The organism is Sphingobacterium sp. G1-14, from assembly GCF_002196555.1.
Lineage (GTDB): Bacteria > Bacteroidota > Bacteroidia > Sphingobacteriales > Sphingobacteriaceae > Sphingobacterium > Sphingobacterium siyangense.
Map to the genome: position 1 here is coordinate 2,012,592 of NZ_CP021381.1, position 24,470 is coordinate 2,037,061.

At 39.0% G+C, this 24,470-nt stretch carries 18 protein-coding genes and 1 other RNA gene; 9 read left to right on the forward strand and 10 right to left on the reverse strand.

Features of this window, described 5'->3' with window-relative positions:
• Positions 1–330: 330 nt before the first annotated feature.
• The gene (locus tag CBM24_RS08385) at positions 331–1,722 is read right to left on the reverse strand and encodes an arginine decarboxylase (RefSeq protein WP_046675638.1); all 1,392 of its coding nucleotides are present in this window, start codon (positions 1,720–1,722) and stop codon (positions 331–333) included.
• 108 nt (positions 1,723–1,830) lie between these two features.
• Between CBM24_RS08385 and argS the strand changes: the two genes are divergently transcribed.
• The 3 genes from argS to CBM24_RS08400 are packed head-to-tail and all read left to right on the forward strand — an operon-like array spanning position 1,831 to position 5,902.
• Positions 1,831–3,615: an arginine--tRNA ligase gene (argS, locus tag CBM24_RS08390; RefSeq protein WP_088160862.1), complete on the forward strand. Its 1,785-nt coding sequence runs from the start codon at positions 1,831–1,833 to the stop codon at positions 3,613–3,615.
• A gap of 4 nt (positions 3,616–3,619) precedes the next feature.
• On the forward strand, positions 3,620–4,696 hold the full coding sequence (locus tag CBM24_RS08395; protein ID WP_088160863.1) for an oxidoreductase: 1,077 nt from the start codon (positions 3,620–3,622) through the stop codon (positions 4,694–4,696).
• Positions 4,697–4,711: 15 nt separating this feature from the next.
• Positions 4,712–5,902, forward strand: a complete 1,191-nt coding sequence (locus CBM24_RS08400; protein WP_088163493.1) for an NAD(P)/FAD-dependent oxidoreductase — start codon at positions 4,712–4,714, stop codon at positions 5,900–5,902.
• A 40-nt stretch (positions 5,903–5,942) separates the two neighbouring features.
• Here the strand turns inward: CBM24_RS08400 and CBM24_RS08405 are convergent, their stop codons facing one another.
• Positions 5,943–6,971 carry a helix-turn-helix transcriptional regulator gene (locus CBM24_RS08405; RefSeq protein ID WP_088160864.1) on the reverse strand — a complete coding sequence of 343 codons (1,029 nt, stop codon included), beginning with the start codon at positions 6,969–6,971 and terminating at the stop codon, positions 5,943–5,945.
• Positions 6,972–7,122: 151 nt separating this feature from the next.
• Between CBM24_RS08405 and rnpB the strand changes: the two genes are divergently transcribed.
• An RNA gene (gene rnpB, locus CBM24_RS08410) (RNase P RNA component class A) lies at positions 7,123–7,502 on the forward strand.
• Between the two features lie 67 nt (positions 7,503–7,569).
• Complete coding sequence (locus tag CBM24_RS08415; protein ID WP_088160865.1) at positions 7,570–8,961, forward strand: sigma-54-dependent transcriptional regulator; 1,392 nt, start codon at positions 7,570–7,572, stop codon at positions 8,959–8,961.
• Positions 8,962–9,083: 122 nt separating this feature from the next.
• Here the strand turns inward: CBM24_RS08415 and CBM24_RS08420 are convergent, their stop codons facing one another.
• The 4 genes from CBM24_RS08420 to CBM24_RS08435 form a co-directional block, all read right to left on the reverse strand.
• On the reverse strand, positions 9,084–9,800 hold the full coding sequence (locus CBM24_RS08420) for an HAD family hydrolase (RefSeq protein WP_232475727.1): 717 nt from the start codon (positions 9,798–9,800) through the stop codon (positions 9,084–9,086).
• Between the two features lie 28 nt (positions 9,801–9,828).
• Entirely contained in the window at positions 9,829–11,730 is a 1,902-nt protein-coding gene (locus tag CBM24_RS08425; protein ID WP_088160866.1) for a DUF3857 domain-containing protein, read from the reverse strand.
• Complete coding sequence (locus CBM24_RS08430; protein WP_088160867.1) at positions 11,727–13,700, reverse strand: transglutaminase domain-containing protein; 1,974 nt, start codon at positions 13,698–13,700, stop codon at positions 11,727–11,729. The genes CBM24_RS08425 and CBM24_RS08430 overlap by 4 nt, the downstream gene beginning before the upstream one ends.
• 65 nt (positions 13,701–13,765) lie before the next feature.
• Positions 13,766–14,140 carry a hypothetical protein gene (locus CBM24_RS08435; protein WP_088160868.1) on the reverse strand — a complete coding sequence of 125 codons (375 nt, stop codon included), beginning with the start codon at positions 14,138–14,140 and terminating at the stop codon, positions 13,766–13,768.
• Positions 14,141–14,616: 476 nt separating this feature from the next.
• Here CBM24_RS08435 and CBM24_RS08440 point away from each other — a divergent pair, with 476 nt between their 5' ends.
• Both CBM24_RS08440 and CBM24_RS08445 read left to right on the forward strand, forming a co-directional pair.
• Complete coding sequence (locus tag CBM24_RS08440) at positions 14,617–15,141, forward strand: hypothetical protein (protein ID WP_088160869.1); 525 nt, start codon at positions 14,617–14,619, stop codon at positions 15,139–15,141.
• Positions 15,142–15,244: 103 nt separating this feature from the next.
• On the forward strand, positions 15,245–16,144 hold the full coding sequence (locus CBM24_RS08445; RefSeq protein WP_075994703.1) for a flagellar motor protein MotB: 900 nt from the start codon (positions 15,245–15,247) through the stop codon (positions 16,142–16,144).
• Positions 16,145–16,200: 56 nt separating this feature from the next.
• Here the strand turns inward: CBM24_RS08445 and CBM24_RS08450 are convergent, their stop codons facing one another.
• The 3 genes from CBM24_RS08450 to CBM24_RS08460 all read right to left on the reverse strand — a co-directional run bounded on the left by CBM24_RS08450 (position 16,201) and on the right by CBM24_RS08460 (position 20,458).
• Positions 16,201–16,833, reverse strand: coding sequence for a gluconate 2-dehydrogenase subunit 3 family protein (locus CBM24_RS08450; protein WP_088160870.1), 633 nt, complete (start codon positions 16,831–16,833; stop codon positions 16,201–16,203).
• A 4-nt stretch (positions 16,834–16,837) separates the two neighbouring features.
• Positions 16,838–18,574, reverse strand: coding sequence for a GMC family oxidoreductase (locus CBM24_RS08455; protein ID WP_088160871.1), 1,737 nt, complete (start codon positions 18,572–18,574; stop codon positions 16,838–16,840).
• Positions 18,575–18,862: 288 nt separating this feature from the next.
• The gene (locus CBM24_RS08460) at positions 18,863–20,458 is read right to left on the reverse strand and encodes an ABC-F family ATP-binding cassette domain-containing protein (RefSeq protein ID WP_088160872.1); all 1,596 of its coding nucleotides are present in this window, start codon (positions 20,456–20,458) and stop codon (positions 18,863–18,865) included.
• A 228-nt stretch (positions 20,459–20,686) separates the two neighbouring features.
• Here CBM24_RS08460 and CBM24_RS08465 point away from each other — a divergent pair, with 228 nt between their 5' ends.
• The gene (locus CBM24_RS08465) at positions 20,687–22,024 is read left to right on the forward strand and encodes a sigma-54-dependent transcriptional regulator (protein ID WP_088163495.1); all 1,338 of its coding nucleotides are present in this window, start codon (positions 20,687–20,689) and stop codon (positions 22,022–22,024) included.
• Positions 22,021–23,766: a sensor histidine kinase gene (locus tag CBM24_RS08470; protein WP_088160873.1), complete on the forward strand. Its 1,746-nt coding sequence runs from the start codon at positions 22,021–22,023 to the stop codon at positions 23,764–23,766. Before CBM24_RS08465 ends, CBM24_RS08470 begins: the two co-directional genes overlap by 4 nt.
• A 99-nt stretch (positions 23,767–23,865) precedes the next feature.
• Here CBM24_RS08470 and yiaA read toward each other — a convergent pair whose 3' ends face one another.
• Positions 23,866–24,333, reverse strand: a complete 468-nt coding sequence (gene yiaA, locus CBM24_RS08475) for an inner membrane protein YiaA (RefSeq protein WP_046675653.1) — start codon at positions 24,331–24,333, stop codon at positions 23,866–23,868.
• Between the last annotated feature and the right edge of the window lie 137 nt (positions 24,334–24,470).

Here is a 24,470-nt window from a genome sequence, read left to right on the forward strand (position 1 = left end):
ATAAGCTTAATCGGAATTAGCAGGTGTTTTATACGCATTCATCCGAATGAGGTCCCTATGAAGTCCCTATTAGGTACGGATAAAGTCCGTGTTATTTTAAATTTAATTCAAGGCTTACCGTCGTTGTTTCCAGTGACGAATATCGGGTTGTGTCTATGACTTTGGTTTTCGAATTTGATTTAATCCAGCTAGTCAGTCATAGGATCGACTGAAAATAAAAAGGTCTCGTTCCTAAGATCGAGACCTTTTTATATGGGCTTGAAACCATTCTTTTTCTACAAGGATATTTTATTCCGCAGTTAAAAAGAGGTTTTGCTCCTGTAGAATATCTTATTGATAGCCTAATAATTTCATGACTTGTTTGGAGTTTTGCTCCTCACCAAACACCTCATAGTTGAATGTTTCATCTCTATTGCGGCGTACAAGCACATGTTTGGGTGAAGGAAGTAAGCAGTGGTGGATTCCACCATATCCGCTTAATACATCTTGATATGCTCCTGTATGAAAGAAGCCCAAGTACTGTACCTTACGGGTCTTCGGCATAAATACCGAGTTCATGTGTGCCTCCTGATTGTAGTAATCCTGTCCATCGCATGTGATTCCACCTAAATTGACGCGTTCATATTCTGAATCCCAGTTATTGATCGGCAATAGAATATATTTTTGGTTCAATGCCCATACATCCGGTAAATTTGTAATGAATGAACCGTCAATCATAAACCAACGTTCGCGATCGTTTTGTTGCTTGCGTCCCAAAACTTTATAGAGAATACCTGATGCTTCAGCAACAGTATATTTGCCAAATTCAGTAATAATATCTGGTTCCATTACCTCATGGTGCGCACAGATTTGTTTGATACGATTGACAATCTCATTGACCATATACTCGTAATCAAAGTCGTGTACCAGTGAGTCCTTAAATGGCATCCCACCACCGATATCTAGGGTATCTAAATCCGGATTTACTTTCTTGAATTTACAATATAAAGTAACGTATTTCTCTAATTCGTTCCAGTAATACGGGGTGTCCGAGATACCTGAATTAATGAAAAAGTGAAGTAACTTTACTTTAAAGTTTGGATTGTCGGCGATCTTGTTGTTATAGAATTCAACGACGTCTTCTTGGCGAATCCCTAGGCGAGATGTATAGAATTGAGAATCTGGCTGCTCCTCGGAAGCAACACGGATACCTAAAGCACAAGGCTCATCCAATTCGATTTCATCATCATAAAGGTTAAACTCCTCTTTGTTATCCAGTACCGGTATAATGTTTTTATATCCGTCGTGGATCATATCGACAATATATTGTTTGTACTGGTAGGTTTTGAATCCATTACAGATCACTGTAATGTCTTTCGTTACTGTGCCCTGTCTTTCCAATGAATCGATCATCGGCATATCAAATGCAGATGAAGTTTCCAGGTGGATATCATTTTTCAAAGCTTCCTCTACGATGTGCTTGAAATGGGACGATTTGGTACAATAACAATATTTGTAAGATCCGCGATAGTTGTGTTTCAGAATTGCGGTCTGAAAGAGGATTTTCGCTTGCTGAATTTTTTTGCTGACGATAGGCAAATAGGTAAAACGTAACGGCGTACCGTACGTTTCTATCATTTCCATTAAATTCAAATCGTGGAAATACAATTCGTCGTCGATGATTTCGAATCCGTCTTGCGGAAAACCAACACTTAAGTCAAGAAATTCCTGATAGCTCTGCATTTTTTATTATTTTTGCAAAGATATACTTTAATGGTGAATACCTAAATAAGGAATGTTATTTATTTCCAATTCACTATCAGGAAGTTGTAAAAATTACAAAATCATTAAATGGCAAATTCTATTCAAAAGCGACTTGTTGAAGTCACTGTACAGGCAGTAAAAGAGCTTTACAATGCAGATATTTTAGAAAATCAAATTGCTTTACAGGCTACCCGAAAGGAGTTTGAAGGACAAATTACAATCGTAACTTTTCCCGTAACGCGCTTTTCGAAATCTTCTCCGGAACAAACCGGAAAGGAAATCGGTGCATATTTGCAACAGCATATTGCTGAAATATCGGATTTCAATGTGATAAAAGGCTTTTTGAATATTGTTCTTTCCGATGCTTACTGGATCACGTTGTTGAATCAGACCATAACGGCGAAGGACTTTGGTGTATTTCCTGCGAATGGAAAGAAACTGATGGTTGAATATTCTTCTCCAAATACCAATAAACCGCTGCATTTGGGGCATATCCGTAATAATTTATTGGGATATTCTGTTGCGGAAATCCTAAAAGCTTATGGTTATGATGTGATCAAAGCAAATTTGGTGAACGATCGCGGTATCCATATTTGTAAGTCGATGTTGGCTTGGCAAAAATTTGGTAACGGTGAGACTCCCGAGTCTACTGGACTTAAAGGAGACCACCTTGTCGGAAAATATTACGTTGTCTTTGACAAAGCATATAAACAGGAAATCGAGACATTGAAGGCTGAAGGGCAGACCGAAGATGAGGCAAAGAAAAATGCACCTTTGATGAAGGAGGCACAAGCGATGTTGCAACAATGGGAAGCTGGTAATGAAGAGGTGATCTCACTGTGGAAAACCATGAACAGCTGGGTGTACGCTGGGTTTGAAAAGACCTATAAACAATTAGGCGTCGACTTCGATAAATATTATTATGAATCCAATACATACTTGCTGGGTAAAGATATTATTCAGGAAGGTTTAGATAAAGGGGTTTTCTTTAAAAAAGAGGATAACTCCGTATGGATTGATCTAACAGACGAAGGATTGGATCAGAAGCTTGTGCTTCGTGGCGACGGTACTTCTGTCTATATTACACAAGATTTGGGGACTGCACAATTGAAATATGATGAATTCAAAATGAATGATTCTATTTATGTTGTCGGTAACGAACAGGATTACCATTTCAAGGTATTGTTCTTAATCTTAAAAAAACTTGGTAAAGCTTGGGCCGACGGATTGTTCCATTTATCGTATGGGATGGTCGATCTTCCTTCAGGTAAAATGAAATCACGGGAGGGAACAGTTGTTGACGCGGATGATTTAATGGCTGAGATGCTTAAGACCGCTCAGGAACGTACTGAGGAACTTGGCAAGACTGAAGGATTGGACGAGGAATCAAAAGCCGTTCTGTACGATACGATTGGAATGGGCGCACTGAAATATTTTCTATTGAAAGTGGATCCTAAAAAACGCCTGTTGTTTGATCCAAATGAATCTGTCGATTTTCAAGGTCATACAGGACCGTTTATTCAATACACGCATGCTCGTATCAAATCTGTTTTAAGTAAGGCTGAATTCGATTTTGATAGTGCTGTGTCTGTACCGGCGACGATTTCCTCTTACGAACGTGACTTAATTCAACAACTGGGTGCATTTCCGGAGATTATTGAAGCTTCTGCGCAAGAGTTCAGTCCTGCACAATTGGCAAATTATATCTATGAGGTAGCCAAGTTTTATAATAAATTCTATCATGAAGAAACCATCTTGAAAGCGGAAGATCATGATGTGAAAAACTTTAGATTGCACCTTTCGGCTTCTGCGGCAAAGGTTATTGCCAAAGGAATGAACTTATTGGGTATTCGTGTACCTGAAAGAATGTAATACTATGAAGAAAATTCGCGTAGGACTTATCGGTTTTGGAATTTCAGGTCAGGTTTTTCACGCTCCCGTGATGCGTTCGATAGCTGAACTGGCTCTTGTTAAAGTGACTGCTCGGAAAGCAGATCAGCAAAGTTTGCTAAAGGAACGCTATCCACAGGCAGAAATTGCTTTGTCTGCAGATGATATTTTTAATGATGCAACCATTGATTTAGTCGTGATTGCAACGTCCAATGAAATGCATTATCCTTTCGCAAAACGTGCATTGGAAGCAGGAAAACACGTTGTCGTAGAAAAACCCTTTACCAATAGTGTCGAGCAGGCCGATGAGCTTATCGCTCTGGCTAAGGAGAAAAATCTGGTCTTGGCACCCTACCATAATTTAAGGTTCAACTCAGACTATCGGACAGTGGAGAAAGTGGTCAAAAGTGGAAGGTTGGGACGGATTGTAAATTTGGAATCAAGGTTTGATCGTTTTCGTAATTATTTGCGACCTAACGCATGGCGAGAGGAAAATTTACCGGGTTCGGGCATATTTTATGACCTGGGGCCACATCTCATCGACCAGGCTTTGCAGTTATTTGGAAAGCCGCATGCTGTCTTTGCAGATTTGGCTGTCCAACGGGATCATGCGAAAACCATTGACAATTTCGACTGCCTATTGTACTACGATAACTTACGGGTATCTCTGAAAGGTTCTATGCTTGCAAAAGAACCCACAGCACGTTATCGTGTCTTTGGAATGAACGGAAATTTTGTAAAATATGGTGTCGACCCACAGGAAGCCTTACTGCGTGATGGCAAATTTCCTGATGAGGATCCAACCTGGGGACAAGAAGACCCAAGTCTATACGGCAAGCTCAATATCGTTGAACAGGGGAATGACATTGAAGAAATGGTTCCTTCTGAAATAGGTTCTTATCCTGATTTTTATCAGAACGTTGCGGATAGTATATTGGGCAAAACTACCTTGATCGCATCGGCAGAGCAGGCACGGGATGTCATTAAAATTATTGAATTGGGATATCAGAGTCAATTGGAACGAAGAGTTGTTTCTGTTGAAAATACATTGATTGCTTATTAGATTGTTGCTGTGAGTATACTATACGATGCTATCATTATTGGGGGGGGAGCCTGTGGTTTGATGTGTGCAGCCCAAGCAGGGCTGATTGGAAAGAAGACCTTGGTCCTTGAACGAAACGATAAGGTCGGCGCGAAGATCTTGATTTCCGGAGGCGGACGCTGTAATTATACAAATATCGGTAATAGTCCCGCTAATTTCATTTCTGAAAATCCAGATTTTTTACATGGTATATTCAAACAATGGACAGTGGACGATACCATTACATTTTTTGAACAGTATGGTATTGTAGGGCAGGAAAAAACACTGGGCCAGTTGTTTCCAGAGACCAATAAAGCAAAAGATATCGTTGCTGTATTTTCAAAAATTTTATACGAGACAGGGCAGGATATTGCATTGAATACCTTGGTGAAATCTGTAGAAAAAAACGATAATGGCTTTATGGTAACGGTAGAAAATGCAAAAGGTGAGTCCCGATATCATGCACATAAAGTTGTTATTTCTTCCGGTGGGCTTCCGGTCCAAAAACTCGGCGCTTCGGACTTTGGATTACGCCTAGCCAAACAATTTGGTTTAAATGTCGTCGGTACAGCGCCTGCACTAGTACCTTTGACAATAACTGGAAAAGATGCTGATTGGTATAGCTCTTTGGCTGGAAATTCGGTGTTCTCGAAAGTGTCTGTTGCCGGAATGTCTTTTGAAGAGAATATTCTCTTTACGCACTGGGGGGTAAGCGGACCTGCAATTCTTCAGATATCAAGTTATTGGAGACCTGGACAGGAGATTACGATTGATCTACTGCCTAATTTTAATTTAGATAATCTGATTAAACAGGAGCGGCAATACGGCGGGAAAAGACTTGTTTCACAATTGTTAAACGATTATTTCAGTAGAAAATTGGTCGATGCTCTTGGAAAATTTCTAGCATTGGATACCAAAATTGCCTCACTTAGTAAAGCTGATGCGAAAATGATTGTCGATACTATCCATCGCTTCAAGGTAAAACCTGCGGGAGATAAGGGGTATGATAAAGCTGAGGTTATGCGTGGAGGAGTTTCAACGGAAGAACTACACCCCAAGACCTTAATGTCTAAAAAAGTTGAAGGCCTTTATTTTGGAGGGGAGACTGTTGATATTACGGGATGGCTTGGCGGCTATAATTTCCAATGGGCTTGGGCAAGTGGTTATGCCATCGCCCAAGATATTTAGGCATTTTTGGAGAGGTAGCGAGAGGGCTTGAATTTGACGTTTAATCGACAGATTTCTCCGCATAGAGTTGTGTGGCAGCAGCCAAGCGCTGTTTTATTCTCGTTTGCAATTTTTTTGGGGAGAGTACTTTAATGGATTCGCCAAAACCTAAAATTTCTCTTTCCAGTTCAAAGTTAAGTACAACATCGATACGAATTAAGATTGAGCCATCCTCCTTTTTGTCTAAAATCTGCTGTGACGCATGTAAGGGTTTTGTTGCTACATAAGGTGCATTTTTTGCATTGACTTGCAATATCACCCGGTGCCCGCGGTCCTTTTGTGTCTTCGTTACGCCTATAGCATCCGAAAAGTAACGTTCGAAATCGACCCCTGTATATTCCCTGTATGAATTTTTGCCCATTTCCTCGATAGCATTGATCCGATCGAGCGCTAGTGTCATCAATCCTTCACTCTTTTTATGCTGACCAATTAGAAACCATCGATTACGATATTCTTTTAGGAGATAGGGCGAGAAAACGAGATCCTGTTGTTGTATTGCTTTGAACGATTGGTAGCTGATCAGGAGTGGCGTTTTTTCACGAATGGCTTGATGCAGTGGGCTGATAAAAGAAAGGCCTTTTAGCAGATTGTTGCTTTCCATTTGTATAATAGAAGGTGAATTGTCCTTTTTTGTATGGATGCTATCTTCAAGTCGTGCGACAATATCGCTCATTTCATCAAAGCTGGAGAAACCGCTCACATGCTTAAGTACCTCTACAGCCTCCTTCATTTTTTGCATGTCACCGACGGAAATCGGTGAATTGCTAATGCTATAGTTGGGATCTTCATAGGTGTAGAATTTGCGGTGCAAGACGATAATAGGCGCATTGTAGCCGAGCTTATTGCTACGCATGAGTTGAATATCACCTTGTATGGTGCGTTTACTTATCCCATTTTTGATTCCTTCAAATTCATAGAGTGCATCGGAAACCTTTTCCATAAGATCTTCCAAGGTCCATTTCCGATGTCGTAAACGAAGGCAATGGTCAATTGTTTTATACCGTATAAGAGCTAGTTTATTGAGTGCCATGCTTTTTTTGATAGATTGAAAATACAAAAACTTTCTTTATCTGCGCAAGGTAATTGCGTAGATTTTTGTGCCTGTGATGCAAAATGAATGGTCTTTTCGAAATTGAAAAGAAATTCGGGTTTATCCGAGTAAAATAGCTACTTTTGCGCAGAAGCAAACTGGTTCTATCGCTGCTCTTTTTTGGGAGGAGAGGAAAGTCCGGGCAACATAGAGCAACACGCTTCCTAACGGGAAGGCTGCTATGAAAATAGCAGACAGAAAGTGCCACAGAAAATATACCGCTTTTCGGAGTAAGGGTGAAAACGTAAGGTAAGAGCTTACGGTCTTGTATGGTGACATATATTACGGTAAACCTCGTGTGTTGAAAGACCAAATAGGTTGCGAAATTCGAAGGCTGCTCGTCTTCTTTCAATTTATTGGAATTCGTAATGGGTAGGTTGATTGAGTTTGTCAGCGATGGCAAATCTAGATAAATGATAGAAATTCCACTTCGGTGGTCTACAGAACCCGGCTTACAAGGTTTGCTTCTTTTTCGCTAATTGCCAAAAAAACCTTATATTGATTCCCGTAATTGAAAAAATAGCATAACTCTCGATTTATGAGTACAATTTTAATCATTGATGATGAGCGCGCCATCAGAAGTTCGTTGCGTGATATCTTGGAATATGAAGATTATACGATTTTAGATGTCGACAATGGCCGGGATGGATTAGATATTTTAAAAAAGGAAAAAATAGATCTTGTTCTTTGTGATATCAAGATGAATACGATGGATGGGATGGAAGTCTTGGCGGAAGCACACCAAAGCAGCCCGGATATCCCTTTTATTATGATCTCTGGACATGGTACGATTGAAACAGCTGTTGAAGCGGCGAAAAAAGGAGCATTTGACTTTTTAGAAAAACCGCTGGACCTGAATAGATTATTGATCACGGTTCGTAATGCCCTGGATAAAAGTTCCCTAGTCACAGAAACCAAGGTCCTGAAACGAAAAGTTAGCAGCTCGAAAACAAAAGATATACTGGGTGAATCGGGGGCCATCAAACGTATTAAGGAAACAATTGACCGAGTTGCACCAACAGAAGCCCGTGTATTGATTACCGGGGCGAATGGCTCGGGAAAGGAATTGGTTGCACGCTGGTTACATGAAAAGTCAAATCGTGGACAAGGCCCATTGATCGAAGTGAACTGTGCCGCAATACCTTCTGAATTAATCGAATCAGAATTATTCGGGCATGAAAAAGGATCCTTCACGTCGGCTATTAAACAACGTATAGGGAAGTTTGAACAAGCTAGCGGTGGAACATTGTTCTTGGATGAGATCGGAGATATGAGTCTATCCGCGCAAGCTAAAGTGCTAAGGGCATTACAGGAACATAAAATCACGCGAGTGGGGGGCGACAAAGAAATTGACGTCAATGTCAGAGTAGTAGCTGCGACCAATAAGGATTTATTGAAAGAGATAGAAGATGGTAATTTCAGAATGGACTTGTATCACCGTTTATCTGTCATATTGATCCATGTGCCAGCGTTAACTGATCGTGTCGATGACATTCCTTTATTGTCCACAAACTTCTGTGAAGAGATCTGTATGGAATACGGGATACCTGTAAAGGAAATTACTACTGCTGCAATGAAAGAGTTGAGTCATCTTCCTTGGACAGGTAATATTCGGGAATTGCGCAATATGATTGAACGTTTAATTATTTTGAGCGACAGGTCGATTACCGATAAAGATGTTGTTGCCTTTGCTAACCCGTCCCGCGAACCTGTGAATGGTATAGCTCATGAAAAAAGTGCAACGAATTACGGATTAGATATGGACTCCTTTGATTCGTTTCAAGATTATAAAGATCATGCGGAGAAAGAATTTATAAAATATAAGTTGGAAAAAAATAATTGGAACGTCTCCAAGACGGCCGATGATCTTGATATTCAACGTAGTCACCTGTATAGTAAAATAGAGAAGTTCGGTCTAAAAAGAGATTAACCGTTTAGAGATATTTTAGTCTAGCAGCTGTGAGCGAAAATTGCAGTTTGCTCAGACAAAGTGATAAAAAAAGAGATTCCTTAAGGAATCTCTTTTTTTATCGTCGTCAATCCTTAACCGGGTTATACTTCTTGTGTTTTTAAAATGGCCTTTATATTGGCAACAGATATTTCTGTATAATTATTTATATAATCATTACTTGCAGGTAATTCTTCTTTTTTATGGGTTGAAAGTACGGCGACAACTTTCATTTCAGCATTTTTCGCTGCGGTAATACCCGAAAAAGAATCTTCAAAAACAATACAGCGGTCAACAGGAATTTGCAGATTCTCTGCAGATTTCAGGTAAACCTCAGGATGTGGCTTATGGAGTTTTACATCTTCGCTGCTTAGCGTGGAAGAGAATAAATGACGTATGTTCAATTCATCCAAAATTAAGTCCATATTCTCTCGGGGAGCAGATGTCGCCACAGCAAGCTTAAAACCGTTATTTTTTAATTCCGTTAGAAACTCAATTAAGCCCTTAATAGGGGCAACGTGTTCTTTATAGATCACTCTAAAAAGCTGCTCTTTTTCAAATTCAAGCGTTCGCAGTTCCTCAGGGGATATCGGACGCTGAAAGAAATGCTGCATAATGTAACTATTATGCTTACCATACATATGCTGTTCAAATTCCTCTTCTGTAGCCTGTTGTACATTGTGGTTTTTAAAAAAAGCTCTAAAAGCTTCCGCATGGAAAGGGTTGGTGTGGCTTATGACACCGTCCATGTCAAATATCGCTGCGTATTCTGTCATTGAGCTAATATACAATAATTGCCTTATTTGATCGATTTTACTCATTCATATTCTGGTAAATATTTTCTTCCGACTAGAGAAAGCTGAGATTAAAGCGTCCCTTGTCGCAGCTGCTTACCTCATTATGAAATTGGAAAAAGTCCTCATAAGTATTGGCAGGATAGCTGCCTTCAAAAAGTTCTAGTTTTCTGTAGGTGAATAGTTTATTGTCTTTTATTTCTGACCTAAATTCATACTTTCCAAATGGTTTCTCAATAATTTTCTTTTCAGGAGTTATGTTTTTGAGCATATTTTCCGGGAGGGCAATGCTAATGCTATCGATATCAGCGTACCCCCTTTCAATGAAAATATCTTCCGTTCTATTTCTACTTTCTGCAATATTGGAATGTGTGTTGAATAAATTAGGTTGGATCAAAAGTTTATTACCATTTTTCACAGCGTAGTTTTTGATAAAAATATTCAGGTTCTCCTCAATAAATGGATTTTCCTCCTTATGTTCAATATAGTTTACCTGATTGAAATTGATATTGTCTATATTATAGTATTCCGTGAGAAGCTTATTTTTATCATTATTGCTGGCTAAAAGCACGTCCATATGGTTCTCATATTGGGCTCCGTAGAACTTGGTATTTAAGGTGCCCTGAATGCTTCCGTCTTCCGAAAGTTTTAGGTCGGCATAACGCAGTTGAAGATTGGTTGAATTAATATATTTCGGCGTATGCATGATAACTCCGCCATTTTCGGTACAAGCAACGACATCTCTATCGTCGGTAAAGTCGCTAAGAAAACCAAATGGAAGGTTTTGGCTCGTACATTCCAGCCAGGTTGTATCGTTTTTAAATGGAATACATAAAATGACGTGATTTCCGTCCTGGGCATTTGCAAAGGTTTTGTGAAAACTTTCTTTGCGTCTGCCTGCTTCGACAATACAGTAATAGGAAGGGATATTGACGGCCGACAACATGCTTCGCATGTAATTTGCCAGTGCTTTACAATCACCGTAGCCCAAGCGGTCTACCTCAGAAGCCGGAAATGGTTCTAAGCCTCCAATGCCGATTTGAATACTGATGTAACGTGTGTTTTTTTGTAAATAATTGTATAGAATCTTTGCTTTGTCTTTATCTGAGCTGGCGTCTTTTGTTAATGCTATAAATTTTTGTTTAGACGCTTCCGTCAAATCTTCTTTTTTGTTCAATAGGCTATTGGATACCCATTGGCCAAATTCTTTCCAATCCCCGAAATTTCCAGTCTTGCCATAATAAATAAAATTTTTGGGAACGATGAGTACATTTATTCTTTTCAGGTTAGGATTGGGGCTATAAGATTCATCCTTTTTTGCAGCGATCTGTTCAGTATTCCATGTCTTACTTTCAGTCTTGTCATTTTTCTCTTCTTTGATACTTCCTTTATAGTTCGTTGTTTCAATTCGGCATTCAGTGCCAATTGGTGCAATAAATTGAAAGCTGCTTTTCTCTACGGATACATTATTTGAGACCTCAGGAGTCCAAGATGGAATGATCAAGTTTTGTTTACTTCTAACTTCGTATTGGTATTCGACGGTATAGGGATAGCTGTGATAGTCAGGTACATATAATTTTACCCGAGAATCTGCAAACATCGTACTGTTGTCCACAGCGCTAATATCTTTGAAATCTTTCGTTGCAATTTTCTTTTGCAATATCCCCATTTCGTTATAGATGGCGCCCTTAAGGCTCTTGATTTCGCTAGATTTATTATAATAGACCGGAAGTGAAGCATAGCGGTCCCCATTTTTATTGTAAACTGTGATAGCACACGTTATGGTTGTGATGACCTGTTCGGGCGATTTCATTTCTACCACAGTTTTATCATTGCGTACAGTTGCTACTGCTCTGCTCTTTAATGCACTTGGAATATTGGCGACGTCGTAGTTATCTTGTCCAATTGCGAGGATCGGAAGCAGGGAGTATAGTAAGTTGATGAATACGATTTTCATTTTTTACCGATTAATTTTATGTCTAGCTTTTGTTGTTGAATAATACGTGAATACAATTCTTTGAGTGAAAAATATTCATCGACCGAAAAGATGGGTTTGTTAAACGCGAGGCTCTGTAGTATTTCAAGTTGATTGCCATTGACCTGCGTTACATATCTATATTTTGCAGTTGACTCCGGGAGTGCTAACGATGCATTCTGAGGCTTCTCAGCAATTTCATAGCGATCGGGGATTGTCAATTTGACTGAGTATAATGTTTTGGATTTAAAACCCATATCAACCGGATAAGTTCTTTCCTGTGCTTTAAATGGATTGTATGAAATCCTGTCAATAATATTGGGCGCCAATAATAATATGTCTTGTTCCATCTGTTTGGAGACATCTACAATGACATCAAATTCCTCTATTAATAGCTGATCAATTTCTTCTAGGTTTTGGATACTCGATTTTGTTAAAGTTACATTGGGCATTTCTTCGTCCAGCTTTTCCCAGTATTCCTCCAAAGAATTGAATTTGGCGATATGTTGGCGTTTTAAAAAGGCTTTGTTACCCCTGCTACTTATGGTCAGTTTTCCCTTAATTTTAGCTTGTTCATCTAAAGCTCCCTCCAATACGTAGCTTACATCGGAAGACTCTTCTACCATAAGCGGAAACCAGTCTGAGCTCTTTTTGGAGTAGATAATTCTTCCCCGTTCATTTAGACATTGTAAGGGCAGCTCTCCAAAAGGTAAGTATGGATTGGAGGCATCTAGTTTATATTTCACGCCATCTACATCTACGCAAGCGATGACATAGTCGAAATCAGATAATACGGGAAATAAGGCATTGGGAGTTCCGTTTCGTCGCGTTGAAAGAATAATAGGGTAGGCCTCCAGATCTGCCGCTAATAGCGCAGTTACTAGCGCTAAATTGATGTCGCCAATATTGCCAGTTCGTTTTTCCAATGCTTTTTCAATGCCAGATTCTGCATATTTGCCTAAATAGTTATTCCATTTTATTTGTTTGTTGATATAGTTATAGATCTTCTTTGCTTTTTCTAATTTGCTGTCAGTAGGGGATACAATTGTTGCTAAATTGGCTTTGAATACGTCTGTTTTTTTTAATTGACCTCCAAAAGCCTTTTCATTCATGAGGTCTGTATCTACGTCTTTCCAGGTTTTGCTAAATGTCTTCTTACTACCAGTACTCGGATAAAAGATCGATTCAAGCTCATAATAGATAGCAGATTTGAAATTGGTTGGCGAAGTCATGTAGTCCTCTTCAACAAATGCCGGAATGTTCTTCATTGTATAGGTCAATTTTGAACAATCCATTCGCAGTCCATCCAGGAAAATATATTCTTTCAATGCTTCGGCTTTTTGATCGGTAAGTTTGTACGGACCACGTAAAACTACATTGTAAGCGAAAGAAGCAGGAATAATAGCGATATATTGGCTTTGTATTTTGGGAATGTCATCTTGAAATTCCCATGTCTTGAAATTAAATAAATCCTGCTCTAGTGTCCGATAGGACACTTCAATAATAGAGCCTTCTTTAATATTTGGAAGGGTAAATTTATTAAGGTCCAGATAGGCCGAGTAATTTTCCCTGAAAACTTTCTTATTTTCAAGCTCCGTTTTCTCGATCCTGCCATTTTCTAAGTTATATGTAACAGCCTTGAGTTCGTCAAAATAGTCTCGTATATAACTTCCGCGTTTATACGAGGGGATTTCAAAATTAGCTTTTTTAAACCCTTCTTTGTTATTGATGCGGATAAGTACATGGTATTCATGTTGAAGTTTTATACGATTATCATAATCATCAACAAAAACAGAACTTCGTCCAAACTCATTCAGCACGATAGCATTGGCATTACTATCCAGGTCTGTTCGTGAGAAATCCGAAATAGAAACTTTACCAAAATCAAAAGTTTGGGCTATACTATTTGTATAAATAGAAAATATTAAAAATAGCGTTAAAAACTGGCGCATAACTATAGGTGTAATAATTCACGAATATAAGTTTTTAGCCAAAATTAAACGATACTTTAAAATAATTATTTGTCTAGTTGCAAAAGATTATTAATAATTTCGGTGATGGTATCGACATCTTCACCATCTTCCAGCATAGAGAATGCAAGATAGGTGGCGTAAATTTCAGGACTGAATTTTACATGCTTATCAGCGATAAACCGGTCGATCTGCTCTTCATTGCATTCAAAATGAATACTTTGTAGTTCGTTGAAAAGATTGGTTGAAATGGTCTGATGGTTTTCACCACAGGCAAATCCTGCAACAATATGGAATAGAAACTTATCGGTTATTTCGTCATCTTCCTTTTTGAACATCGCACGAATATGCTTATAATCGAATTTAGTTTTTGCGCTATTCACAATAGTGTCCCAAATCTGATACTCTGCTTTAGTCTCCATAGCTCGCTTTAAATTTATATTGGTATAACCAATATAGCAAAAATAATTTGATTTTTGGCAAGGATAATGAAACTTATGGACTAGCCTGAGCAGCTATAATAAGCTGACTATCTATGGATATGAAATGTATGAGGTCGCTAGGGGGTAGCTATAACTAATTTGTAGTGAATAGTTTATAATTGTAGTAGGGTGAAAACTATCTCCCCTAAAAAGCAGCCTAATATAACACCCAATAGAATTGACAAAATTACCTTTAACCATACTGGGCTTGTTACTAAAATCGGTTTCATGGAGCAAAATTGCTTTAAAAATATACTTGAGTGAAGACTTTTATCTTATTTAAAGCTAGCTGTGGCGATACAATGACATGAATTTTTGGCTTTGTGGTATGATAATTGAAAATTAATAGTTGGATTCGATTTTTTTAGTAATTTAAGTCGGAAAATGAAATTGTTGAAATAGCCTGATTTATAATTATGATAACACGAATAGTATTGACAATTGCTCTATTCACTTTAACAAAAGTTGGACTTGGCCAACAGGTGAATATTGATAAAATTCGAAAAGAATATGCGGAGGCCGTGAAGGACGAAGATCTATGTGAACATAATTTGGAGGTGCTGACAGAAGGTGCCAAATCACCGACCGAGAAAGTATACCTGGCCGCTTATCAAATACTTTTAGCGAAACATATCGGCAATCCATTTAAGAAAGTTGGGCAGTTTAAAGAGGGTAAAAAGCATTTGGAAGAAGTGATTAAGGAAAATCCAAATCATATTGAAGCACGGTTTATACGTTGGAGCGTACAGGTGCATGCGCCTTCTTTTTTGGGATATAACAATAATATCCTTGAGGATAAAAGTTTTCTTGTTAAAAATCTTTATAAATTACCCAATGAAGAGGCTAAATCAATTATTTATAATTATCTCAAAGGCGCAAATCCCTATCTTAAAGGTGGGCAGGTATTTAGCGCTACAGAGCTGAAGGAGCTAGCCCAATAGGACGTTAAAGGTTGTTAATTTGACAAGACTATGGGGTATTTTGGCTAGAATATTGCGTATCTTGCTATATGAATTAATTCAACATCTACAAAAAGAGTATATCATGAAGAATTTAGTTTTTCCAATGACTGTATTAACGGCCAGTTTGTTTGTTATCGGATGTGGTGTCAGTAAAAAGCAATATGCTGGTTTACAGTCCGACTATAGTAAATTACAAACGGAGCACAGTCAATTGACCAAGCAATATCAGGATGGACAGCTTCAATTGGCTGAAGGTCGGACACGGATCAAGAGTTTAGAAGATCAGTTGGCCTCTGAACGACAAAATAATGCGGATCTCCGATCGGCTTATGCTGCTTTGCAGAAATCGCTCGATAACAGTATTAATCAGAATTCACAGGGAAATATCAATATTTCCAAGTTGGTTGATGAAATTAACGCTTCAAATAAATATATTAAGCATCTCGTTGAGACGAAAAACAAATCCGATTCCTTGAATCTGGTATTGACCAATAATTTAACAAGATCGCTTAGCCGTGAGGAATTGCAGGAAGTTGATGTACAGGTATTAAAAGGGGTAGTTTATATCTCACTTGCTGATAATATGCTTTACAAATCCGGTAGCTATGAAATTAATGATAGAGCCGATCAGACATTAAGTAAAATTGCGAAAATTATCCAGGATTACAGAGATTATGAAGTATTGATTGAAGGTAATACCGATACCGATCCAATTTCTAAACCTAATATTCGGAATAACTGGGATTTAAGTACCTTACGGGCTTCTTCTGTGGTACAAGCTTTACAAAATAAATATGGTGTGGATCCTAAACGCTTAACTGCAGGTGGTAGGGGCGAATATAATCCAATTGCAGATAATACGACCGCGCTAGGTAAGCAACGGAATAGAAGAACGCAGATTATTATCACTCCTAAATTGGATCAATTTATGGAGTTGATTGATAAAGCTCCGGAAGCTACTGAGGTACCATCGGCACAATAGATTTTAATGCGGTAAATAAAAAAAATCCTTTCCGTTTTCGGAAAGGATTTTTTTTATTATCCAAAGAATTTAGTCGGGTCAAAACCATGCTCTTTCAACACATCATCTGGTACGCCATTCCAGACTCCAGGTTTATTTCCGGCATAGCCGATATCTTTCACACCCATTTCACTTGTGTAAAATCCTGAGGAAGTCAGATTGCGCATCAATGAAAAGAAGGCGGCACCTTGTTTCATTTCCGGTTTTGCCAAATCAGGGTAGGCAATATCATCCACTAATGCAAGTTGATCTTTTGCGCCGCATTTGATAAATACTGTTCCGTAACGCTTTTTGGATTGGAGGTCGAGCCAACGAAGCCCGCCACGCATAGGGATTTTATTATCAGGCAAATCTTTTACGATAAATTCGATGAAATCGGGTACTCCCGCCTCAGAAGCACTTCCTGAAATGTTATCCTTAGGAATAATAATATCTGCCAAAACAGTGATTGTAGCCATTTCATGTTCGTCAAAAAACTTTTCGGCATATAATTGTTCCGTGCGTTCGTATTCAAAATCCTGGACTCCAGGTAACTTTTTGCTATTGTCTGCTACCGCATTTTTAGCATCTTTTGAATTGCAAGCTGCGGTTAAAAGACCAGATCCAGCTGCAATTAATCCTAATGCTCTTAAAGATTCTCTTCTATTCATGCTTTTAACCGTTTAATTTTTTCTTTTCTTGAAGTATATATTCTGCTGTCCGCATTGATAAAGCGAGTATTGTCCAGGTCAGATTTTTGTCACCTTGTTGTACAAATGGTCCCGCATCCACGACGTAGAGATTTTTACAATCGTGCGCTTGTCCCCATTTGTTCAAAACGGAGGTTTTAGGGTCATTTCCCATTCTTGTGGTACCACCTTCATGAATAATTTTTCCGGGAGCTTCCAGGCCATATAATGTATCTGCCCCTGGTATTTTAGAAGTAATTACAGCGCCCATTTCGTGCATAATAGACTGAAATGTCTCTTGCATATGTTTGGCTTGTGCTATTTCTTCATTCGCCCATTTGTAGTTGAAACGTAGCACAGGAATTCCGAATTTGTCGACTTTATCCGGGTCAATTTCACAGTAATTGTCTTTTCTTGCCAATGCCGTTCCCCGGCCTGCCATACCTACATTTGCACCATAATAGCTACGGAAATCTTCTTTTAGTGCAGTACCATAACCGCCTTTGGCTTTTGACTTCCCATCCGAATTTTTTGCCAGGTCATTTACTTTCGGTACCCAATTCAAAAATCCATAAGAGGGCATATGTAAACCACCACCATATTCGATGTGGTAACCTCTTGGGAAACTCAACTTGGCATTATCTTCCCACCATGGTGAATAAATATGGACACTTCCAACGCCATCTTCATTATAACGCTTCCGGTCAAGTAGTTGTGGTAAAAATCCAGATAAACTGGCCCCTGTAGAATCGTGGAGATATTTTCCAACTAAACCGCTGCTATTACCAACACCCCCAGGATGCGATTTTGATTTAGAATTTAACATGATCCGCGCGCTTTCACAGGCACTAGCACCCAAAATAACGGTTTTCCCTTTAACGGTATATTCCTGCAGATCCTTGGTGTTTACATAAGAAACACCAACTGCAATTCCTTCATCATTTGTAATGACTTCCCTTACCATTGCATTGTCTATCACCTTTAGGTTACCTGTTTTCATCGCTGGAATAACCAGACAAGATGAAGAAGAAAAGTCCCCATAAACTTTACATGCACGACCACATTGGCCACAGTAGAAACAGGTACCTCGATCTTTAATATCTTTTGATACTTCGGTTAGCACGGCTCCTCTTCCGGGAATTACTGGAACTCCAGCTTTTTTGGCACCTTTTGCAATATATAATTCGTTTAAGCGTGGTTTAGGTGGTTTCATAAAAATACCATCGGGTTCGTTATGAATACCTTCTGCCGTGCCATATATTCCGATCATTCGATCTACACGGTCATAAAATGGCTTAACTTCTTCATAAGTGATAGGCCATTCGTCTGTTACACCATCCTTTGGCTTGAAATCGTCAGGTCCCATACGCAATGAAATTCGACCCCAGTGGTTTGTTCTGCCGCCAAGCATACGTGCTCTAAACCATTCAAATTCAGTTCCCGCTACCTTGCTGTAGGGTTCACCTTCGATTTGCCAGCCACCGAAGGCTGCATCAAAATCCCCGAATGGTCTTGTGGTACCGGCACCTCTTCTTGGAGATTCCCAAGGCCAGCGTAGTTGTAACGAATCTTTTGCTGGGTCATAAAAAGGACCTGCTTCCAGCATCAATACTTTAAGCCCCGCATGTGCAAGTATATAACCTGCCATACCACCACCTGCGCCGGAACCAACTACGATGGCGTCAAATAATTCGGGATTTTCTTTAATTTGATAATCTGACATAATTAAATGAAGTAATTAATTGAGAGGCCTGTACGCTACATTTGCCCTAAGGCTTAAGATGTAAATGAGAAGGTTCAATTAATTTAATGGTTATTGTTTCATGTTTAAAATCATGGTGAATATATCGATAAAAATTCGTTTTTTTTAATTTAATTTATCGATTTAGCAGATTTTAAATAAAGAATATGGGATTGTTACAAAAAATACCGTGTTTTATTAAAATTTTATGGAGGGCAGTCATTGAATACTGCGTTTATTCCGTTGCAACGAAATAAACGCAGTTGTCATTTACAGGTCTTTTAGTTTGATGACTTTGTTGATATGGATTTCCTGTAGAAAGACCGCATCATGTGAAATGACGAGTAGCGTACCTTTATAAAGCTGAATCGCTCGGGTTAGAATCCGGATATTTTGAAGATCTAAATTGTTTGTTGGTTCATCAAGAATAATTAAATCTGGAGACTGTTGCTGAATGGTGAGGCAACATAATATCAGACGCATTTTTTCACCACCGCTCAATAGTTGGCAGGGCTTGTCCCAATCGTCTTTTCCAAATAAGAATCGATTGAGCCTAATTTTGATCTCATGTTCAGGTAGTGCGTCGCTATTGAATTGCTGGGCCTGCTCGTAAATACTTAGATGCGAAGATAAAATGGAGTATGTTTGATCTAAATAGATCGAACGAAATGATTGACGTTCAATTTTTCCTTGTGCAGGTGTCAATTGGCCGAGTAAAAGTCTGACCAATGTCGTTTTGCCAGATCCATTCTGTCCTTGTAGTGCGATACGATCTCCACTGAATAATTGAAAGTTGATATTAGCTGGCCAGAGTCCTTGTGAGTCATACTTGAAATTGACATTTTCGACTTTGACCATACTCTTTCCGGTTGGAAAGACACTGTTTCCTAAATCTATTTTAATTTCATCCAGTGCAGATTGTGAACCTCGGAGTTCCTGTAAATCGGATTTGATATCTCCAATTTTGTCCTGATGCACACTTTTTATCTTGGCGGTACTTTTTTCAGCATTGTTGCGAAGTGTATTCATCATGATGCGCGCTACACCTGCCTTTTCCTGTTTTTTTTGACCGCGGTTGTTTAATCTATTTTGGCGTTCGATTGTTTCTCTTTCTTTCTCCTTTGCAATTTTGATCGCCCTTTCCTTGTGGTGAATATCTTGTTGTAACGTATGGCGCTCGGTCTCTTTTTGAGTTTCGTAAAAGGCATAATTCCCCCCATACCGCTTGATGCCCATTGGGGTCATTTCGGCCATGTCATCCAGTAAATTAAGCAGGGTTCTATCGTGGCTGACAATAATCACTGTGTTTTTGCTTGATTGAATCCAATCGTATAGTAGCGTTTTGCTATCCATATCCAAATGGTTGCTGGGTTCATCAAGAAGAATAAGTTCGGATCGGTGAATGTGGATTCCGGCCAATAAGACTTTTGTTTTTTGTCCACCACTAAGGGACGACATCTGCTGTGTCAACTGGATATCGTGCAGATCCCATTGCTCGAAAGCTTCTTGGCATCGTTCCTCCAAGGTCCAATCATCTTGAAGTCTATTGAAATTTTCTTCAGATGCATCGCCAGCTAATATGGCGTGGAGTGCATCTAATTTTTGGGCAATGCCAAGTGCTTCGGCGACTGTGTTATCCTCAAATTGTCCCACAACTTGAGGGACATAATAGGTGCTGGTGCTGACTTGTACGCTGCCACTGGAAGGTGATAGTTCTTTGGCAATCAGTCGCAATAAAGTTGATTTACCGACACCATTGTGGCCGATGAGCGCTATTTTCTCTTGCGCATTGATGTGTAGATTTATGTTCCCAAACAATAAATCTTTATTCGGATGTATATAAGAAAGTTGTTGTAATGAAAGCATGTTGAAATTCTTTAAATGTTAGAAAAGACCATTTGGACAGGTATTGTCAATGGATGGTATTTATTTCGTTCTAAAGAATTTTAATCTTACATGCAGTTTTAAGGATGTTGAGAGAAGCAAATATAGCGTTTTTATTTTGATGACGGGAAAGTTTTTGAGGAATAGTCAAATTGTTTATTTTTCTACTATTTGCTTCGGACAAATTGTACTTTTGAAAAAACGAATATTGTGAATAGAGTTCTCCTTATAGATGACGAAGAGAAACTTCGGAAATTGATGGCCAAAATTATTAGCCTGGAAGGTTTTGATGTGATTGAAGCTGCTGATATTAAATCGGGGTTGAAAAAGCTTGAAGTCAGTGATGTGGACGTTGTACTTTGTGATGTCAAGCTGCCTGACGGTAATGGGGTGGAAACGGCCAAATTAATTAAAGAACGGTATCCGATTGTAGAGATTATCCTATTGACAGCATACGGGAATATCCCGGACGGTGTTCGGGCGATAAAAAATGGTGCTTTTGAATATATTACCAAAGGAGATGACAATAATCGCATTATACCCCTACTTTATAAAGCCAGTGAAAAGGTTGCATTGGCAAGAAGGGTACAACAGTTAGAAAAGCGATTAGGAGATAAACTTTCTTTCGATAAGATTATTGGAAAATCTAGTGCAATAAAGGCTGCCATCGGCATGGCACAAAAAGTTGCTGTTACAAATACAACGGTCTTGCTAACAGGCGAGACGGGTACCGGTAAGGAGGTTTTTGCACAGGCAATCCATCAGGCGAGTTCCAGGAGAGTGCGTAGTTTTGTGGCCATTAATTGTGCAGCATTTACAAAAGATCTGCTGGAAAACGAGCTGTTTGGTCATAAATCCGGTGCCTTTACCGGTGCTACTAAAGATCAGCGGGGTTTGTTTGAAGAAGCACATTTGGGGACTATTTTTCTGGATGAAGTCGGGGAGATGGCCTTGGAACTTCAGGCCAAAATTCTTCGCGTTTTGGAAACGGGCGAGTTTTTAAAAGTTGGGGACTCCAAACCAACGAAAGTGGATGTACGTATCATAGCCGCGACCAACAGAAATCTTGAAACCGAAATTGCATCTGACCATTTCAGGAGTGATCTATTTTATAGGTTGTCTGTTTTCACGATTGAATTGCCGCCACTGCGTGAGCGTATTGAAGATATAGCGACTTTGGCACAATATTACGCTGATATCTTTGCTTTAAAATCTAACTTGAAACCTTTGCGGATGACCCCTGAGTTTGTGCAGGCTTTGGAAACTAACCTATGGCGGGGAAATATCCGTGAACTGAAAAATGTGATTGAACGCAGTGTGATTTTGAGTGAGGGTGGCATATTAGGTGTTGAGGGCCTTCCTTTCGGTGAACGTGAGTATAGAGAAGGGGCAAGCGTCTTATCAAACTTTTCAATGTCCAATATGGAGAGGCAACATATACAACGTGTATTGAAACATACGAATGGAAATAAAGCTGAAGCTGCTCGATTGTTAGAAATCGGCATAGCTACCTTATATCGAAAAATTGAAGAATATAAAATCCAATGAAACTTAAAGCAAAGCTGACATTTGGGGTAGGATTTTTATTTTTTATGATCTTACTGCTTGCAATAGTGAGTGGGTATTATGTTTATCGATTAAAAAAAGATACCAATAATATTTTAGTCGACAATTATAATACGCTGCATTATTCCAGAAATATGCTGTTGGCCTTGGAGGATCTTCATACGAATGAGAAGGGCATTGCGCAATTTGAACATAATTTAAGCCTCCAAAAGCGCAATGTAACTGAGCCTGGAGAACGAGCGGTGACCGAACGTATAGATCATCACTTTTTGAGTTTAGCGAAACAGCTGAAAGATTCTACAATTGCTGCTGACTTACACAAAGATATATTTCAGCTAATGTATCTTAATATGCAGGCAATTGAAAACAAAAATAATATCGCCAATGCAACAGCTGAAAAAGCTATTTTGGCGATCTCCATTGTAGGTGCGATCTGTTTTATGATTGCGTTTGTATTACTTGTCAATCTCCCCCTAGCCATTGCTGGTCCAATTGTACAATTAACCGATAGTATTAAACAGATTGCTGCTGGGAACTATAAAAGGAGACTTCATTTTAAGCGAAAGGATGAATTTGGAGAAGTGGCGCAATCGTTCAATACAATGGCTCAAAAACTCGAGGAATATACGGAAAGTAAATTGGGTAAGATCTTGCAGCATAAAAAGAGAATAGAAGCGCTTATTGATAATATGCATGATGCCGTTATAGGGATAGATGAGGAAAAAAGAGTGCTTTTTGCAAATGAACCCGCTTGTTTGCTCTCGGGGTTAAAACACGCAGAATTTGAAGGGCAAAAATTAGTGGAAATAGCTTCTTCCAATGATTTGATTCGTAAGCTTCTCGATAGGATCAACGCTTTAAACCAGCAATCCGAACATCTGGGATTGGTTCAGATCTTTGCCTATGGAAAAGATAACTACTTTGAACTGGAGGTTATCGACATTAATGTTGTACCAACGGGAGAGGAGAGTTCGCAGTTTATTGGACAATTTATTTTGTTGAAGAACGTGACAAGTTTTAAGGAACGTGATGTCGCAAAAACAAATTTTATTGGAACGGTATCTCATGAACTGAAGACTCCAATCGCATCAATACGCATGGGGATCCAATTGCTCGAGAATAAGCGGATTGGAGAGTTGAATGAAGAACAAAAAGACTTGCTTGAAGGAATTGCTGATGATACAGAGCGGCTTCTGAAAATTACGGGAGAACTTTTGGATATTGCACAAGTGGAGAGCGGTACCATTCAGATGAAGCTGAATCCGGCGACAATCGGACCGATTATAGATTATGCCCTTTTAGCCAATCGTTCAATGCTTGACCAAAAGAAAATCCAACTACAGGTTGAACTGGAAGAGGAACTGCCGATGGTTTTTATTGATAACGAGAAGACCGCATGGGTATTGACGAATCTACTGTCCAATGCAATTCGTTATTCCGATGAAGGGGGGGCGATTTGTCTTGCTGTCAAAAGAATGGGGGCCAGGGTGCTTTTGCGTGTTGAAGATCAGGGACAAGGAATCCCGGTACAATATTTAGCGAAGATTTTTGATCGGTATTTCCGTGTTCCAGGGGGTACAAAGGAAGGAACAGGCTTGGGTTTAAGCATAAGCAAGGAATTTATCGAAAGCATGGGGGGAGAGATTGATGTGCAAAGTGTTTTTGGTACTGGAAGTGCATTTTTCGTTTACCTTCCTATTGCACCGCTTAAACAATCCACTTAAAAAAAGGAAGAGCTTTTCCTTGAGCTCTTCCTTTTTTGCTTAACGAGAGATTGAAAGATCCTGCAGCTTGCTACGCAGAGGCTGCAGGATCGGCACCCGCTAAAGTTTTATTTCATTGTCATCGATAAGTTTTGCATCACGTGTATTTTTTTGTACTGCGATAGCTGAAAAAATACTCAACGAGAAGGACATTGCATAGAATCCTTTTTCACTTAACAGCAGATCCGCGTTCCATAGGCCTACAGTTAATAGCACGACGGCAGCAATTGTTGCAAACCAGCTTAAACCATAGTACAATTCGGTAACAGCTAGTCCTTCTGCTTTATCTCTTACACTTTTTTGAACGGAGATAACCGCAAATAGCGCAAATAGTAAAATTGTAAAATAATACCCTTTTTCATTTAAAGCCATTGTTGCATTCCATAAGCCGACACAATAGCCAACGGTACCAACCAATAATGCAGTCCATGAGGCTCCAATAAATGCTCCTGTTGGTTTAAATGGGTTTCTTTTGTCTAAATTTCTTTCAGCCTTTTTTTCTTCAATCATGTTTTTTAGCGGTTCCATAATTTTCTTGTTTTAGTTTTGATTTGTTGTTGTTTTATGATTCAAATATCGATAGGAACTAATTATTTTAAAACTTGAATTTATAAGAATACTGACGATATAATTTTGTTTAATATATTTGTTTAATTCTAAATTTA